General features: G+C 61.2%; 13 protein-coding genes. 7 read left to right on the forward strand and 6 right to left on the reverse strand.

From position 1 onward, the window contains the following. Positions 1-522 (forward strand): hypothetical protein (locus AC1Q6J_RS11440; protein ID WP_492279446.1); only part of this gene is annotated, 522 nt, incomplete at its 5' end. A 447-nt stretch (positions 523-969) separates the two neighbouring features. On the opposite strand, the gene AC1Q6J_RS11445 is transcribed toward AC1Q6J_RS11440, so the two are convergent. Continuing rightward, entirely contained in the window at positions 970-1239 is a 270-nt protein-coding gene (locus tag AC1Q6J_RS11445; RefSeq protein WP_492279447.1) for a hypothetical protein, read from the reverse strand. Between the two features lie 123 nt (positions 1240-1362). Continuing rightward, positions 1363-2064 carry a DUF1013 domain-containing protein gene (locus AC1Q6J_RS11450; protein ID WP_492279448.1) on the reverse strand — a complete coding sequence of 234 codons (702 nt, stop codon included), beginning with the start codon at positions 2062-2064 and terminating at the stop codon, positions 1363-1365. Positions 2065-2272: 208 nt separating this feature from the next. Here AC1Q6J_RS11450 and ispH point away from each other — a divergent pair, with 208 nt between their 5' ends. The 3 genes from ispH (at position 2273) to rnhA (ending at position 4838) form a co-directional block, all read left to right on the forward strand. Beyond that, positions 2273-3244, forward strand: a complete 972-nt coding sequence (ispH, locus tag AC1Q6J_RS11455) for a 4-hydroxy-3-methylbut-2-enyl diphosphate reductase (RefSeq protein ID WP_492279449.1) — start codon at positions 2273-2275, stop codon at positions 3242-3244. 167 nt (positions 3245-3411) lie between these two features. Continuing rightward, the gene (locus AC1Q6J_RS11460) at positions 3412-4392 is read left to right on the forward strand and encodes a homoserine kinase (RefSeq protein ID WP_492279450.1); all 981 of its coding nucleotides are present in this window, start codon (positions 3412-3414) and stop codon (positions 4390-4392) included. Next, positions 4389-4838, forward strand: a complete 450-nt coding sequence (gene rnhA, locus AC1Q6J_RS11465) for a ribonuclease HI (protein WP_492279451.1) — start codon at positions 4389-4391, stop codon at positions 4836-4838. Before AC1Q6J_RS11460 ends, rnhA begins: the two co-directional genes overlap by 4 nt. A gap of 172 nt (positions 4839-5010) precedes the next feature. Here the strand turns inward: rnhA and AC1Q6J_RS11470 are convergent, their stop codons facing one another. Together AC1Q6J_RS11470 and AC1Q6J_RS11475 are read right to left on the reverse strand one after the other, a co-directional pair. Continuing rightward, on the reverse strand, positions 5011-5496 hold the full coding sequence (locus AC1Q6J_RS11470; protein WP_492279452.1) for a peroxiredoxin: 486 nt from the start codon (positions 5494-5496) through the stop codon (positions 5011-5013). Positions 5497-5614: 118 nt separating this feature from the next. Next, positions 5615-6481, reverse strand: coding sequence for a protein-disulfide reductase DsbD domain-containing protein (locus AC1Q6J_RS11475; RefSeq protein WP_492279453.1), 867 nt, complete (start codon positions 6479-6481; stop codon positions 5615-5617). A gap of 159 nt (positions 6482-6640) precedes the next feature. Here AC1Q6J_RS11475 and AC1Q6J_RS11480 point away from each other — a divergent pair, with 159 nt between their 5' ends. After that, positions 6641-7291 (forward strand): YqgE/AlgH family protein, encoded by a 651-nt coding sequence (locus tag AC1Q6J_RS11480; RefSeq protein ID WP_492279454.1) that lies wholly within the window; start codon positions 6641-6643, stop codon positions 7289-7291. 140 nt (positions 7292-7431) lie between these two features. On the opposite strand, the gene AC1Q6J_RS11485 is transcribed toward AC1Q6J_RS11480, so the two are convergent. Further along, complete coding sequence (locus AC1Q6J_RS11485; protein WP_492279594.1) at positions 7432-10368, reverse strand: EAL domain-containing protein; 2937 nt, start codon at positions 10366-10368, stop codon at positions 7432-7434. Between the two features lie 347 nt (positions 10369-10715). Then, positions 10716-11714: an NAD(P)H-quinone oxidoreductase gene (locus AC1Q6J_RS11490; RefSeq protein WP_492279455.1), complete on the reverse strand. Its 999-nt coding sequence runs from the start codon at positions 11712-11714 to the stop codon at positions 10716-10718. A gap of 230 nt (positions 11715-11944) precedes the next feature. Here AC1Q6J_RS11490 and AC1Q6J_RS11495 point away from each other — a divergent pair, with 230 nt between their 5' ends. Beyond that, positions 11945-12139 carry a DUF1192 domain-containing protein gene (locus AC1Q6J_RS11495; RefSeq protein ID WP_492279456.1) on the forward strand — a complete coding sequence of 65 codons (195 nt, stop codon included), beginning with the start codon at positions 11945-11947 and terminating at the stop codon, positions 12137-12139. A gap of 357 nt (positions 12140-12496) precedes the next feature. After that, the gene (gene rcdA / locus AC1Q6J_RS11500) at positions 12497-13006 is read left to right on the forward strand and encodes a protease adaptor protein RcdA (protein ID WP_492279595.1); all 510 of its coding nucleotides are present in this window, start codon (positions 12497-12499) and stop codon (positions 13004-13006) included. Positions 13007-13066 lie beyond the last annotated feature (60 nt).

Here is a 13066-nt window from a genome sequence, read left to right on the forward strand (position 1 = left end):
CAACCCGCCCCAACAGGGGGCAGAACCAGAACAGACTCTCCTTATAAACGAGGGCAACTCGGGGAGCAGGTCACGGCTGCTAAGCTTTTGCTTTTTGAATTTTCCGGTAAACCGCAAGAAACAAAGAAAAGCAGCTTAGACGCTTTTGTAAAAATGGCTGGACGCGAACATGCAAAGCTCGAACTCGCGGCTCGTCGTTCGTTCGATGCACTTCAAGATTTGGCGACTATCTTTCTTCCAAAAGACCGATTGCTCAGTTCTGCTGGGGTGCTCCCAGTTTACTACTGGTTCATTAGGCAGCTTAAACAATCTCAATATCCAACTGTGCGAGAGTTTCTCAATCGCTTCGAAGAAGAGAGAAAGACGAATCGCAAAAAGGTCGATGCTGGAGGTACACCGAGCAGTGTGGATCGGCAGCTTGTTGAGTATGATCAATTTAATCGAAGCACCAACGATCTTGCTAGCCACTTGGGGCGTGTTGAGATTCTAAAAAAGAGGTTTGCCAAATTTTCGCCGCAATAAAGGAATATTTTCCTATAGTTATCCCGCCGTCTCATGAGCGGCGGGGATTGCTAGGTGACGCGGTGGAGCGCCGGGAGGCGCAGCGCCAAAGTCATTTGGCGCGCGCGGCCCTCGCAAGATCGCGCAGGCGGACTGATCGCAAGGTTCGCCTCACGGGTGTCTCGCAAGCACCCCGGCGCCTCCCGAGGCTCTATCGCCTTCGCGCATCTGCGCGGGGGGGCGTGTCTCACACCTCGGACGCGTTCAATCGCGCCGCGAGATCGTGTTGGCATGTTGAATGCGCCCAAACATTCAATGTCGTCCCCGCGAAAGCGGGGACCCATAACCCCTGAATTTTCTGGTTCAACGAGATGCGCAACGACGCTCCCGTCACCGTCGATGGCATAGGGAGTATGGGTCCCCGCTTTCGCGGGGACGACGACGTGAATGCAATTTGCTGGCGCTGATCTACTGCGTCTTCTCGGCCGGCTTGTCGAAACATGCGGCGACAAATTGCGCCAGTTCGCGCTTTTGAATTTTCGCGACCTTGGCGGCGTTGTTGCATTCGATCAATTTGACCTGCTCGGCGCGGCGTTTTTCGGCAGCCTCGCGAAACTCCGGCGCGACCGTTTTGGGATCGACGATCTTGTCGGCGCGCGCAGGTGCGCCGCTGAGGATCGCGGAGCCGAGGGCGGTCAGAGCCGCCGCAACAAAAAGGAGCGTGACGCGGTTGTGCATCACACTCCTGTACCACTCATCCGGCGATTAGGACATGCCCCGTCTGGGGGCATGATCCCGAAAAGTGGAAGCCGGTTTTCGGAAAAGATCATGCCCACAATAAAAGGCACGATCCCGAAAGGCTTACTCCTCTTCGGCCTTTTTGCCGCCGATGTTTTTCAGTTTGGCGAACACGGCATCGACATTCATGTCGTCGCGCTGCTTCTCGGTGGTGATGGCAGCCTCGTGTTCGGCGTCCTTGCGGGTGGTCTCCGAGGCCGGCAGCAGGGTCGCGCCGCCGTATTGCTGGGCTGCGGGCTTTTCCTTGGCCGCGCGCTGCACCTCGAAATCGAGCTCGATCTGCGAGCACAGGCCGAGTGTCACCGGGTCCATCGGCGTCAGCGTCGAGGCGTTCCAGTGGGTGCGGTCGCGCACGCTGGCGATCGTCGTCTTGGTGGTGCCGACGAGGCGCATGATCTGGCTGTCTTTGAGTTCGGGATGATTGCGCACCAGCCACAGGATCGCACTCGGCCGTTCATGGCGGCGCGAAACCGGCGTGTAGCGCGGCCCTTTCTTCTTCGCAGGCGCTGGCAGGATCACCTTGGATTCGCCGAGTTTCAGGCGGTACTCCGGATCGGCTTCGCCCTTTTCGATTTCCTCGCGGGAAAGCTGGCCGGTCGAGATCGGGTCCATGCCCTTGATGCCCTGCGCCGCGTCGCCGTCGGCGATGGCGCGGATTTCCAGCGGGTGCATCTTGGTAAATTCGGCCACCTGGTCGAATGTCAGCGCGGTGTTATCAACCAGCCACACGGCAGTCGCCTTCGGCATCAGCGGTGCATTGCTCATGGCAAATCTCCTTTACGCTTCGCCCGCCAGATTTTTTGGGGGGTAAAGCCGTCTGGTCATCGGTGATGACGGGAATTCGTCCCTATATAGTCTGCGGAGGGCGGACCATTCAATGGTTTTGATCGCCCTTGACAGAATGGGGGAGGCAGCCCCAAGTCGCTGTTTCAAGTCCCTTATCGGTTCCGAAAACCCTTGATTCCGGCTTAAAATGACCCCTGACGCTCAAAAACCGCAGCTTTCAGTCGTGCTTTGTTCCCCCCGAGGTTTCTGCGCCGGGGTAGTCCGGGCCATCGACACGGTGGAACGCGCGCTGAAGCTCTATGGCGCGCCGGTCTATGTCCGTCACGAGATCGTGCATAACCGCTATGTGGTGGAAAGCCTGCGGGAAAAGGGCGCCATTTTTGTCGCGGAACTGAACGAAATTCCACAGACCGATGCGCCGGTGGTGTTTTCCGCCCATGGCGTGCCGAAAGCCATTCCGAACGAGGCCGACAAGCGCAATTTCTTCACGCTCGACGCCACCTGTCCGCTGGTGACCAAGGTCCACCGCGAGGCGGCGATCCATTTCAAGCGCGGCCGTGAAATCATCCTGATCGGCCATGCCGGTCATCCGGAAGTGGTGGGCACTCTCGGGCAGTTGCCGAAGGGCGCGGTCGTCCTGATCGAGACCATGGATGCGGCGCGCACCTTCCAGCCGAAGGATGCCTCCAAGCTCGCCTTCGTGACGCAGACCACGTTGTCGATCGACGACACTGCGGAAATCGTCGCGGTGCTCAAGGAGCGTTTCCCGGACATCGACGGACCGCACAAGGAAGACATCTGCTACGCCACCACCAACCGCCAGCTCGCGGTGAAGAAGGTCGCGCCGCAGGTCGAAGCCATGATCGTGGTCGGCTCGCCGAACTCCTCGAACTCGCAGCGCCTGCGCGAAGTCGCCGAGCGCGAGGGCTGCAAGGTCTCCGTGCTGGTGCAGCGCGCGTCCGAACTCGACTGGTCGAAGTTCGAAGGCATCAAGACCCTCGGCATCACGGCCGGCGCGTCGGCGCCGGAAGTCATCGTCGAGGAAATCATGGATGCGTTCGCCGCCCACTACAAGCTGAGCGTCGAGACCGTGTCCGCAGCGCAGGAAAACGAATTCTTCCCGCTGCCGCGTCCGCTGCGGAACGACGCGGCGGAGTAAACCTCTGGTGCGGCGGATTTGAAGTTCCTGTCAATGGGCTGCGAGTCCGTTCAGGAACTTCAAATCCAAGCCGCACCGGAATCATCACCATCCTGGTGTCCCTTTGATTCCGAAGTTCGCATCAAAGGTTGCTGCAACACATGCGAACTTCGGAATCGGGACACTAGATGGCGGTTTACACCGACGTCACCGCCGAGGAGCTTGCGGATTTTCTCGTTCCTTACGGAATAGGCGACCTGCTCTCCTACAAGGGCATTGCCGAAGGCGTGGAGAATTCCAACTATCTTCTGCACACCAGCAAAGGCTATTTCTTCCTGACGCTGTACGAGAAGCGCGTCGCGGCGAAGGATCTGCCGTTTTTCCTCGGGTTGATGGCGCATCTGGCGACGCACGGCATCACCTGTCCGCAGCCGGTTGTCACCGAAAGCGGCGAGGCGCTGGGCACGCTGGCCGGACGGCCCGCCGCGATCATCGATTTTCTTGAAGGCGTGTGGCCGCGCAAGCCGAGCGCGGCGCATTGTGCCGCCGTCGGTCAGGCGCTGGCGAAGATGCATCTGGCCGGTGCGGATTTTGCCATGTCGCGCCCCAATGCATTGTCGGTGAAGGACTGGCGTCCGCTGTTCGATCAGGCGGCTGACCGCGCCGACGGCGTGCAGCACGGATTGCGTGCGCTGCTCGGCACCGAGCTCGATCATCTCGAAAAGCACTGGCCAGGCGATCTGCCGAAAGGCGTCATTCATGCCGACCTGTTTCCGGACAACGCGCTGTTCCTCGGCGACAAGCTGTCGGGACTGATCGATTTCTATTTCGCCTGCAACGACATGCTCGCCTTCGATGTCGCGATCTGTCTGAACGCCTGGTGCTTCGAGATCGATCACTCCTTCAACGTCACCAAGGCGCGGGCTTTCCTCAATGCCTATGGCCGCGAGCGCAAACTCTCCGCCGCGGAGCAGGATGCGCTGCCGCTGCTGGCGCGGGGCGCCGCGATGCGCTTCCTGCTGACGCGGCTGGTGGACTGGCTCAACGTGCCGCCCGGTGCGCTGGTCAAGCCGAAGGACCCACTCGAATATGTCCGCAAGCTGCGCTTCCACCAGAGCGTGAAGAGCATGCGCGATTACGGCGTCGAGCAGTCCGGGATTGTGGCGTGAGCGATTCAAAGCTGCCGCATGTCACGATCTTCACCGACGGCGCGTGTTCCGGAAATCCGGGACCGGGCGGCTGGGGCGCGATTCTTCGGTTCGGCGATGTCGAGAAGGAATTGAAGGGCGGCGAAAATCCATCGACCAACAACCGGATGGAATTGATGGCGGCGATCTCCGCGCTTGAAGCGCTGAAGAAACCGGCATCGGTCGATCTGACCACCGACAGCCAGTATGTCCGTCAGGGCATCACAAGCTGGATTCACAACTGGAAACGCAATGGCTGGCGCACCGCCGACAAGAAGCCGGTGAAGAATGCCGATTTGTGGCAGCGGCTCGATGCGGCGCTGAAGGCCCACAAGGTCCGCTGGCACTGGATCAAGGGCCACGCCGGTCATGCCGAAAACGAGCGCGCCGATCAGCTCGCGCGGGATGGACTGGCGGAGAACAGGTAGAGTTGAGTTTTCAGGCGATGCGGTAACTTTTCGCGTCGTCCCCGCGCAGGCGGGGACCCATAACCACGAAGGCTATTGATGCGAAGGTGCTAACAGCTTGCTTAGGGAGTATGGGTCCCCGCTTTCGCGGGGACGACAGCTCGTATGTTACGCCTCTTACGGATAGGCACTCTCAAAGCTGCGACAGCAGCGTGTCGCCGCCGGAGACCTCGACCTTGCTCGGCACGGCTTCGAGGTTGAGAATTTTCACCACGCCGTCGTCCACCAGCATCGAATAGCGCTTGGAGCGGATGCCGAGACCATTGGCGGACGCGTCGAGTTCGAGGCCGATGGCCTTGGCGAAATCGGCATTGCCGTCGGCGAGGAAAATCGCTTCGTCGCGCTGGTCGGTGTCGCGCTTCCAGGCGCTCATGACGAAGGCGTCGTTGACCGATACGACGGCGATGGTGTCGACGCCCTTGTCCTTGAGGGCATAGGCATTCAGGAAAATGCTCGGCATGTGCATCTTGTGGCAGGTGCCGGTGTAGGCACCGGGGACGGCGAACAGTGCGACCTTCTTGCCCTTGAAAATATCGTCGGTGGTTTTGACCTGCGGACCTTCCGCGGTCATGACGCGAAACCTGGATTCGGGCAGCTTGTCGCCAATTTTGATGGTCATCGGTGTTCTCCGTAAGATCGGTGCAGTGTCATAGCGCGGTTTCCGTAGAGGTGGGAACCGGTTTTGCGAATGGGTGGCGCGCAAATCGCCCGTGAGCCGCGCGTGCTGCGGTGCGATCTCAGTCCGTCTTCGCCGGCAGGGTGGCATTGACCTCGTAGGCGCCGCCGGGTCCGGTGACCGTCAGCTTCAGGACCGCGCCGTCGGCGCTCGCGCCCGGAGGAAGCCCGTCGAGCTCGAAGGCAAAACGCAGGACGCCGTCCGCCTCGCGCTTGATAAGCTTGGGGACCGGCAATGCCCAGTCCGGCGCCGGACCTTCGGCAAAGAGCTGGACCTCCTTGTCCTTATGGGCCGCGTTCTTCTCGTCCCGGACCACGTCGACCAGAACCAGCTTGCCGTCGCGCCGGACGTCGCGAACCGCAATCGGCGTCGCATCGCCGATCCTGGCGGGCTTCGGAACGGTTTCGAGCGCCGCCGCGATGGCGCTGTCCTGGGTGCTGGCGACGCTGACAAATCCAAGCTCGGCATTCGCCTCGACCGGGATGCAAAGCTTTTCACACACCGCGTAGCTGATCGAGGCGCGCAGCGTCACCGGCTTGTCAGGACTCTTTGCAATGATCCGCAGCGGCAGCAGCACCTGGTTATGATAGCCGAATGAGAATCCTCCGGCTCCGTCGGGGAATTTCACCGGCACTGGCCAGAGGATTTTGACGGATTCGATGTTGTCGGACTTCGAAAAATCGATCCGCGGTGGCACGCCGGAATCTCCCGGCGTGCGCCAGTAGGTTTTCCAGCCCGGCTGGAGCTGGAAGCTGATGCCGCCGAGCAGCACATTGCCGCTGCGCGAACCGGCAATCAGCCGGACTGACGAGTACGTGTCCCTGATCCAGGGCGAGGCGTCATCCGCACGCGCCTGCAACGGCGCGAAGCAGCCAATCGCGGCGAGGGCAATGCTGGAGATTGTGCGAACGGGAACCGAAAGTGTCATCAGACGTCCTTACAGGGTGGCATCCCTGTGAACCATTGAATTGCCTGTGATCCGGTCTTTTTCGCGACCAAATGCAGCAGTTGCAGCCGCGCTGCGCCGCTTGATTGACAGGAGTGGCACCCAATATCAGGATGGATGCACAGTACGAGAGTCGTTGCGATGAAGGCCACGCGCAAGAAGACCGAAAAGCCTGCTGGCGGTCAGATTCTGGCCGAAGGCGAGACATCGGGCGTCGGCTATCTCGACGGTCAGTTGCTGATCGCCATGCCCGTGATGGACGATGAGCGCTTTGCCCGCTCGGTGATCTACCTGTGTGCCCACTCGTCCGAAGGCGCCATGGGCATCATCGTCAACCGCCCGGCCGGAAGCATCGACTTCCCGCAGTTGCTGGTGCAGCTCGATATCATCAACAAGGCCGATCAGATCAAACTGCCCGGCAGCGCCGAGGATATGAAAGTCCTGAAAGGCGGCCCGGTGGATACCGGCCGCGGCTTCGTGCTTCATTCGAGCGACTTCTTTATCAAGGATGCGACGCTGCCGATCGATGACGGAATTTGCCTCACCGCAACGCTCGACATCCTGAAGGCGATTGCGGCAGGTGCCGGACCCAAACATGCCATTCTGGCGCTGGGCTATGCCGGCTGGGCGCCCGGCCAACTCGAAAACGAGATCCAGCATAACGGCTGGCTGCATTGTCCCGCCGATCCCGATCTGATTTTCGGGCCCGACGCCGAAGACAAGTATCAGCGCGCCCTCGAGAAGATCGGCATCGATCTGGCGATGCTGTCGAACGAAGCCGGGCACGCCTAGATTCTGATCCGGCAATAGCCCGTCATTCCGGGACGCGCTCTTTGCGCGGCCCAGGAATCTTCGTCAGCATCAACGTGAATCGTTACGCTGGATTCCGGGCTCGCTCGCTTCATCCACGCCCCGGAATGACGCCAAGGCGGCTAGGCCGTCTCAGGCCCGGGCATGGCGGCGGGCGCGGTCGTTGCCGCCGGTGGCATCGGCGTCGTGATGTTGCGGATGCTTTGGCGGCGGTTGCGCGGCTGCTGAACCTTTTCGCCTGTCAGCAACCGGAGGCTGGCATCGGCGTCCATCGGCTCGCCGAAGGCGAAGCCCTGCGCGTATTCGCAGCCCAGCTGGAACAGCTCGACGGCGTCGGAATCGGTTTCCGCGCCCTCGGCGACAACCTCCATGTTGAGATCATGCGCCAGCGCAATGATCGATTTGAGCAGCACCGGCCGCGCGCCGCGGCTTGAGGTGCGCACGAACGACTGGTCGATCTTGATGGTGTCGAACGGGAAGCGCTGCAGGTAGGCCAGCGACGAATGGCCGGTGCCGAAGTCGTCCAACGACAGGCCGACGCCGAGTTCCTTGATCCGGTGCAGCATCTGGGCGGCGTGCTCGGGATTTTCCATCACGAGGGATTCGGTCAGTTCCAGCTTGAGCGAGCCGCGCGCCACGGCGGAGCGGGATATCACGCCGCGCACGTCGTGAATGAGATCGTGGCGGAGCAACTGGCGGGACGAGACATTGACACTGGCGAAGATCGGCTCGCGCGAGCGCACGGTGCGTTGCCAGATTGCAAGCTGCTTCGCTGTCGTGTCCATCACGAACAGGCCGAGTTCGACGATCAGGCCAATTTCTTCCGCGATCGAAATGAATTCCGACGGCGACATGCGGCCGAGCTTGGGATGATCCCAGCGCGCCAGCGCCTCGAAGCCCGCGATGCTGCGGTCTTCCAGCCGCACGATGGGCTGGTAGAGAATGGTGATTTCCTGACGCTCGATGGCGCGGCGCAGTTCGGATTCCAGCGCGAGCCGGTCGGTCTTGCGCGCGCGCATGGCGGATTTGTAGACGTCGATGCGGTCACCGCCGATGCGCTTGGAATGATACATCGCCAGTTCGGCGTCCTTGATGATCTCCTCGGTCAGCGGGATCTGCGGATCGCTCAGCGCAAGGCCGATCGATGCGGTGAGGAAAATCTCGCGGCCATCGAAAGCGATCGGCGCCCGGATCGTCTTGCGGATGGTCTCCGCGAAAGCGGTGATCCGCGCCGGCTCGTGCTCCGAGGTCAGGATCAGGCCGAACTGGTCACCGGCGAGACGCGCCAGCGTGTCCTGCGGCTTGAGGATGCGGGCAAGACGCCGCGCCAGCGTCAAAAGGATCGAGTCGCCGACGGCGATGCCGACGGAATCGTTGACCTGCTTGAAGCGGTCGAGATCGATCACCATCACGGTGGGGCGCAGGTTCGGCGTGGTCTTGGCGAACATCGACACCGCGCCGAGACGGTCGATGAAGAGCTGCCGGTTCGGCAGGCCGGTGAGATTGTCATGCACCGAATCGTGGAGCAGCCGTTCTTCGGAATTCTTGATGTCGGTGACGTCGGTGAGGGTGCCGACCACGCGCGAGACTTCGCCGTCAGAGCCGACCACCGGGCGTGCCTTGAGCGCGAACCACATGAAGTGTCCGTCAGGCGTGCGCAGCCGGAAGTCCTGAACCAGGCGGCCGCGGCGCTGATCGAGCACGCTGTCGAGCGCGGCGCGGAAGCGGTCCTGATCGAGCGGATGCAGCACCTCGAGCCACTTGGCTGCGGGGCCTTCCAGCGTGCCGCGTTTGAGTCCGAGCAGCACCTCGGTTTCGGGGCTGGTGAAGACCTTGTCCGCCGACACGTCCCAGTCCCAGATCAGATCGCCGGAGCCGGTCAGCGCCAGCGCGCGGCGCTCGACGTCGGAGACGACGCCGTTGGTTGCGCCGCCGCCCGCGAAGGCATGCTGCATCACCGTGAAACCGATCAGCATCACGATCAGCACAAGGCCGCCAAGCAATGCGGGCCCGACAATGTCGTTGGTGACCGCGCCGGCGATGGTCATGCCGGCGGCGGCGACCCAGACCATCAGCAGGAACCAGGTCGGAATCAGCAGCACCGCGCGGTCGAAGCCGTGGGTCGAGAGATAGACGATCAGCGCAAAGCCAAACACCGCGATCAGCGCCAAGGAGATGCGCGCGATGCCCGATGCGACGGCGGGATCGAACAGTGCGAGCGCGACCAGCGCGCCGAGGAACACCAGCCAGCCCATGGTGATGTGCGAATAACGCACATGCCATCGCGACAGGTTGAGATAGGCGAACAGGAACACCAGCAGCGTCGCCGCCAGCATGGCCTCGCCGGATGCGCGCCACACGCGCTCCGCGCCGGCCGACATGTCGAACACCTTGCCCCAGAATCCGAAATCGACGCCGATATAGACCAGCACTGCCCATGCCAGCGCGGCGGCGGCCGGGAACATGATGCTGCCCTTGACCACGAACAGGATGGTCAGCACCAGCGCCAGAAGTCCGGAAATGCCGATGACGATGCCCTGATAGAGCGTGAACGAATTGACCTTGTCCTTGTAGGCTTCCGGCTCCCACAGATAGAGCTGCGGAATTTTGTCGGTGCGCAGTTCGGCGACGAAGGTGATCACAGCGCCAGGATCGAGGGTAATGCGGAAGACGTCCGCGGTGGCGTTCTCCTGGCGCTCCGGACGGTCGCCGGTCGAGGGCGTGATCGAGGCGACGCGCGACAGGCCGAGATCCGGCCACAGCAATCCCGACGACACGATGCGGTAGTGCGGAACGACGATCAGGCGGTCGAGCTGATCGTCGGTGTTGTTGGTGAGCGCGAACACGATCCAGTTCTGGCCGCCTTCGCGCGCGCGCACCTCGATGCGGCGGACGATGCCGTCGGTGCCGGGCGCGGTGGAGACCTGGATGCGGTCGGTGTCGCTGCGCTGGAATTCGAGCACGCCGGTCAGGTCGATCGCGGGCGCGTCGCTACGGACGCTGATCGCGTCGAGCGCATGCGCCGGCTGAACGGCGGCGAACAGGATCAAGCTCAGCAGAAATGAGAGCGCTGCGGCCCGAAGCGAACTTCGACTATGGAACACGTGCAGCGCGAAGCCTCTGATCGAGCGCAAAGTCAGCTCTCCGCGGTGGACACGGCGGGACGAAAAGGGCCCGCCGGTTGGAACGCGATAAATGCCACGAATATGAAGCAAATCAAAGGGTTTCGATAGGTTCCCCGGCCTTAAACCGTCAGTGTGGTGGTTCGCAAGTCCGCAACATTTTCTCCGCATGCCCATTTGCGGACTTGCGAACCAAAACCACACTGGAATCATTAGTTTTCTCGTGCTCTCTTGAATCCGAGGTTCGCTACCGGCCTAACTGCGGAATAGGGCGAACTTCGGATTCAGAGCACGAGCACAATTTTGCCAATATGTTGGCTCGATTCCATCCGCGCATGGGCTTTTGAGGCCTCTTTCAGCGGGAACGTGCTGTCCATCAGGGGTTTGACGCGGCCACTGGCGAGCCAGGGCATGGCCTTGGCCTCAATTGCGCTGACCATCGCCGCCTTGTCCGCGATGGAACGCGGGCGCAGCGTCGATCCGGTATGATGCAGCCGCTTCATCATCAGTTTGGCGAAGTTTGGCGTCGCCTTCGAGCCGCCGAGGAATGCGATCTGGACGATGCGGCCTTCAATGGCCGCGGCCTCATAATTGCGGTCGATGTAGTCGCCGCCGACCATGTCGAGGATGACGTCGACGCCGACGCCGTCGGTCAGCGCCTTCGTTCTCGCGACGAAATCGTCGGTTTTGTAATTGATCGCGGCGTCCGCACCGAGCTTGAGGCACGCATCGACCTTGTCCTGTCCGCCGACTGTGACGAATACCTTTGCGCCATGCGCCTTCGCCATCTGGATCGCCATGGTGCCGATGCCGGACGAGCCGCCGTGGATCAGCAGCGTTTCACCAGGCTTCAATCCGCCGCGCTCGAACACATTGTGCCAGACCGTCATCAGCGTCTCGGCGACCGCGCCGGCCTCGGTCATCGAAAACCCTTTCGGCACCGACATCGCGTGGCTCTCATGGGTGAGACAGTATTCGGCGTAACCACCGCCCGCGACCAGCGACATCACCTTGTCGCCGATCTTGCGTTTGGTGACGCCTTCACCGAGCGCGACCACTTCGCCGGCGACTTCGAGACCCGGAAGATCGCTTGCGCCGGGAGGCACGGGATACAGTCCCATGCGCTGCAACACGTCGGGGCGGTTCACGCCCGCTGATTCAACCTTGATGAGGATTTCGTTCGGTCCCGGCTTCGGCACCGGCCGCTGTTCAGGCACGAGCACCTCGGGTCCGCCGGGTTTGGAAATCGCGATGGCGGTCATTTGCGCGGGCAGCTTGTCCATGATGTGTCCTTGCGGCGGATGGGCGGGGAAGGAAGATGTCAGCTATAATCGGGTGAACGAGAGGAGGGAAGCATGGCCGCCGATGACGACGACAAGCTAGTGTGGCGGTTCGCAAGTCCGCATCCTTTTGCAGCTCGCGCTCTTGCGGACTTGCGAACCAAAGCCACACTAGAATTTATAATTACTAGTGTCCTTTTGAATCCGAAGTTCGCTATGGAAGGTGTTGCAAAATGAAGCGAACTTCGGATTCAGGACACTCAGGAAAGAAAATCACCCACGAACTGGGGCAGGATCTGTCGCTGCTGTCGTTCGAGGACATTGAAGATCGCATCGCAGCGCTCGCAGCCGAGATCGAGCGGCTGAAAGCCGATGCCGCCAGGAAGCGCGCCAGCCGCGACGCCGCCAACGCCTTCTTCAAATCGTGAATGTTCAAATCGCAATCGCGGGTTCCGCGCAATTGCAAAGGAACCGTAAAAAGAACCGTTCATTTACGACGTATTAAGCTTTCGGGATTATGACTGCAATTGTCCTTGTTTGGACACCGAGTGGCTCCTGTCACTCTGTTTGACGCCTCCCTGTTATCAACTTTCAAAAGCCGCCGGAAACGGCGGCTCTTTTTTGTCTGATAATACCTTGGCCGGGGTTATTTCCCCGTGCCCGGCATCGCGCTGGAAACCATATCTCCTCATTGTTACGCGGCGTGGCTGGACTCTCCGCGCCGGGCGCGCAATGATTTGTTCATCATAAAAAAATCAGCGTACCAACTGCGTGAGGCGTTAACCATGTCCGACCAGGGCGAAGCCGATCTCGTTCTCTTAAGCGAGAGGATCACCAATTCACCCGCCTTCGGGACCTTGTTCAGGGAAGGCATGGACCTCGTCGAAGAAACCGCGGCCTACCTGGACGGACCCGGCCGCACCGAGGCCAAGGCGCTGGAGCGCTCGGTGAGCCTGAGCTACGCCACCGAAAGCATGCGGCTGACGACGCGGCTGATGCAGTTGGCGTCCTGGCTGTTGCTGCACCGCGCGGTCAAGGAAGGCGAGATGACGCTGCACCAGGCCAATCGCGAAAAGACCAAGGTCAAACTGACCGCCGCCGATCCCGGACCGGAAGATATTGTTTCGAAACTGCCGTCACGCTTGCAGGACCTTGTCACGCGCTCGATGGCGCTGCAATCGAAGGTGCGCCGGCTGGATGCGACGATCCACACGCCGGCTTCAGAGCATCTGGCGATCGGCAACCCGCTGGTGCCGCAAATGAACATGCTGAAGGCTGCCTTCGAGCGCCGGTAAGCGTCTGGTTGTTACCTCGCCCCGCTCTTGCGGGGAGAGGCGAAACAGGAAATTTGCGGC

The sequence above is a fragment of the Afipia sp. MLSD5-FHT05B12 genome (assembly GCF_058793355.1).

What these genes read in the sequence shown, in the direction of transcription:
- AC1Q6J_RS11445 (WP_492279447.1), bottom strand. Translation starts at nt 1,239, where the DNA reads ATGCACAACCGCGTCACGCTCCTTTTTGTTGCGGCGGCTCTGACCGCC.
- AC1Q6J_RS11450 (WP_492279448.1), bottom strand. Translation starts at nt 2,064, where the DNA reads ATGAGCAATGCACCGCTGATGCCGAAGGCGACTGCCGTGTGGCTGGTT.
- ispH (WP_492279449.1), top strand. Translation starts at nt 2,273, where the DNA reads ATGACCCCTGACGCTCAAAAACCGCAGCTTTCAGTCGTGCTTTGTTCC.
- AC1Q6J_RS11460 (WP_492279450.1), top strand. Translation starts at nt 3,412, where the DNA reads ATGGCGGTTTACACCGACGTCACCGCCGAGGAGCTTGCGGATTTTCTC.
- AC1Q6J_RS11470 (WP_492279452.1), bottom strand. Translation starts at nt 5,496, where the DNA reads ATGACCATCAAAATTGGCGACAAGCTGCCCGAATCCAGGTTTCGCGTC.
- AC1Q6J_RS11475 (WP_492279453.1), bottom strand. Translation starts at nt 6,481, where the DNA reads ATGACACTTTCGGTTCCCGTTCGCACAATCTCCAGCATTGCCCTCGCC.
- AC1Q6J_RS11480 (WP_492279454.1), top strand. Translation starts at nt 6,641, where the DNA reads ATGAAGGCCACGCGCAAGAAGACCGAAAAGCCTGCTGGCGGTCAGATT.
- AC1Q6J_RS11490 (WP_492279455.1), bottom strand. Translation starts at nt 11,714, where the DNA reads ATGGACAAGCTGCCCGCGCAAATGACCGCCATCGCGATTTCCAAACCC.
- AC1Q6J_RS11495 (WP_492279456.1), top strand. Translation starts at nt 11,945, where the DNA reads ATGAAGCGAACTTCGGATTCAGGACACTCAGGAAAGAAAATCACCCAC.
- rcdA (WP_492279595.1), top strand. Translation starts at nt 12,497, where the DNA reads ATGTCCGACCAGGGCGAAGCCGATCTCGTTCTCTTAAGCGAGAGGATC.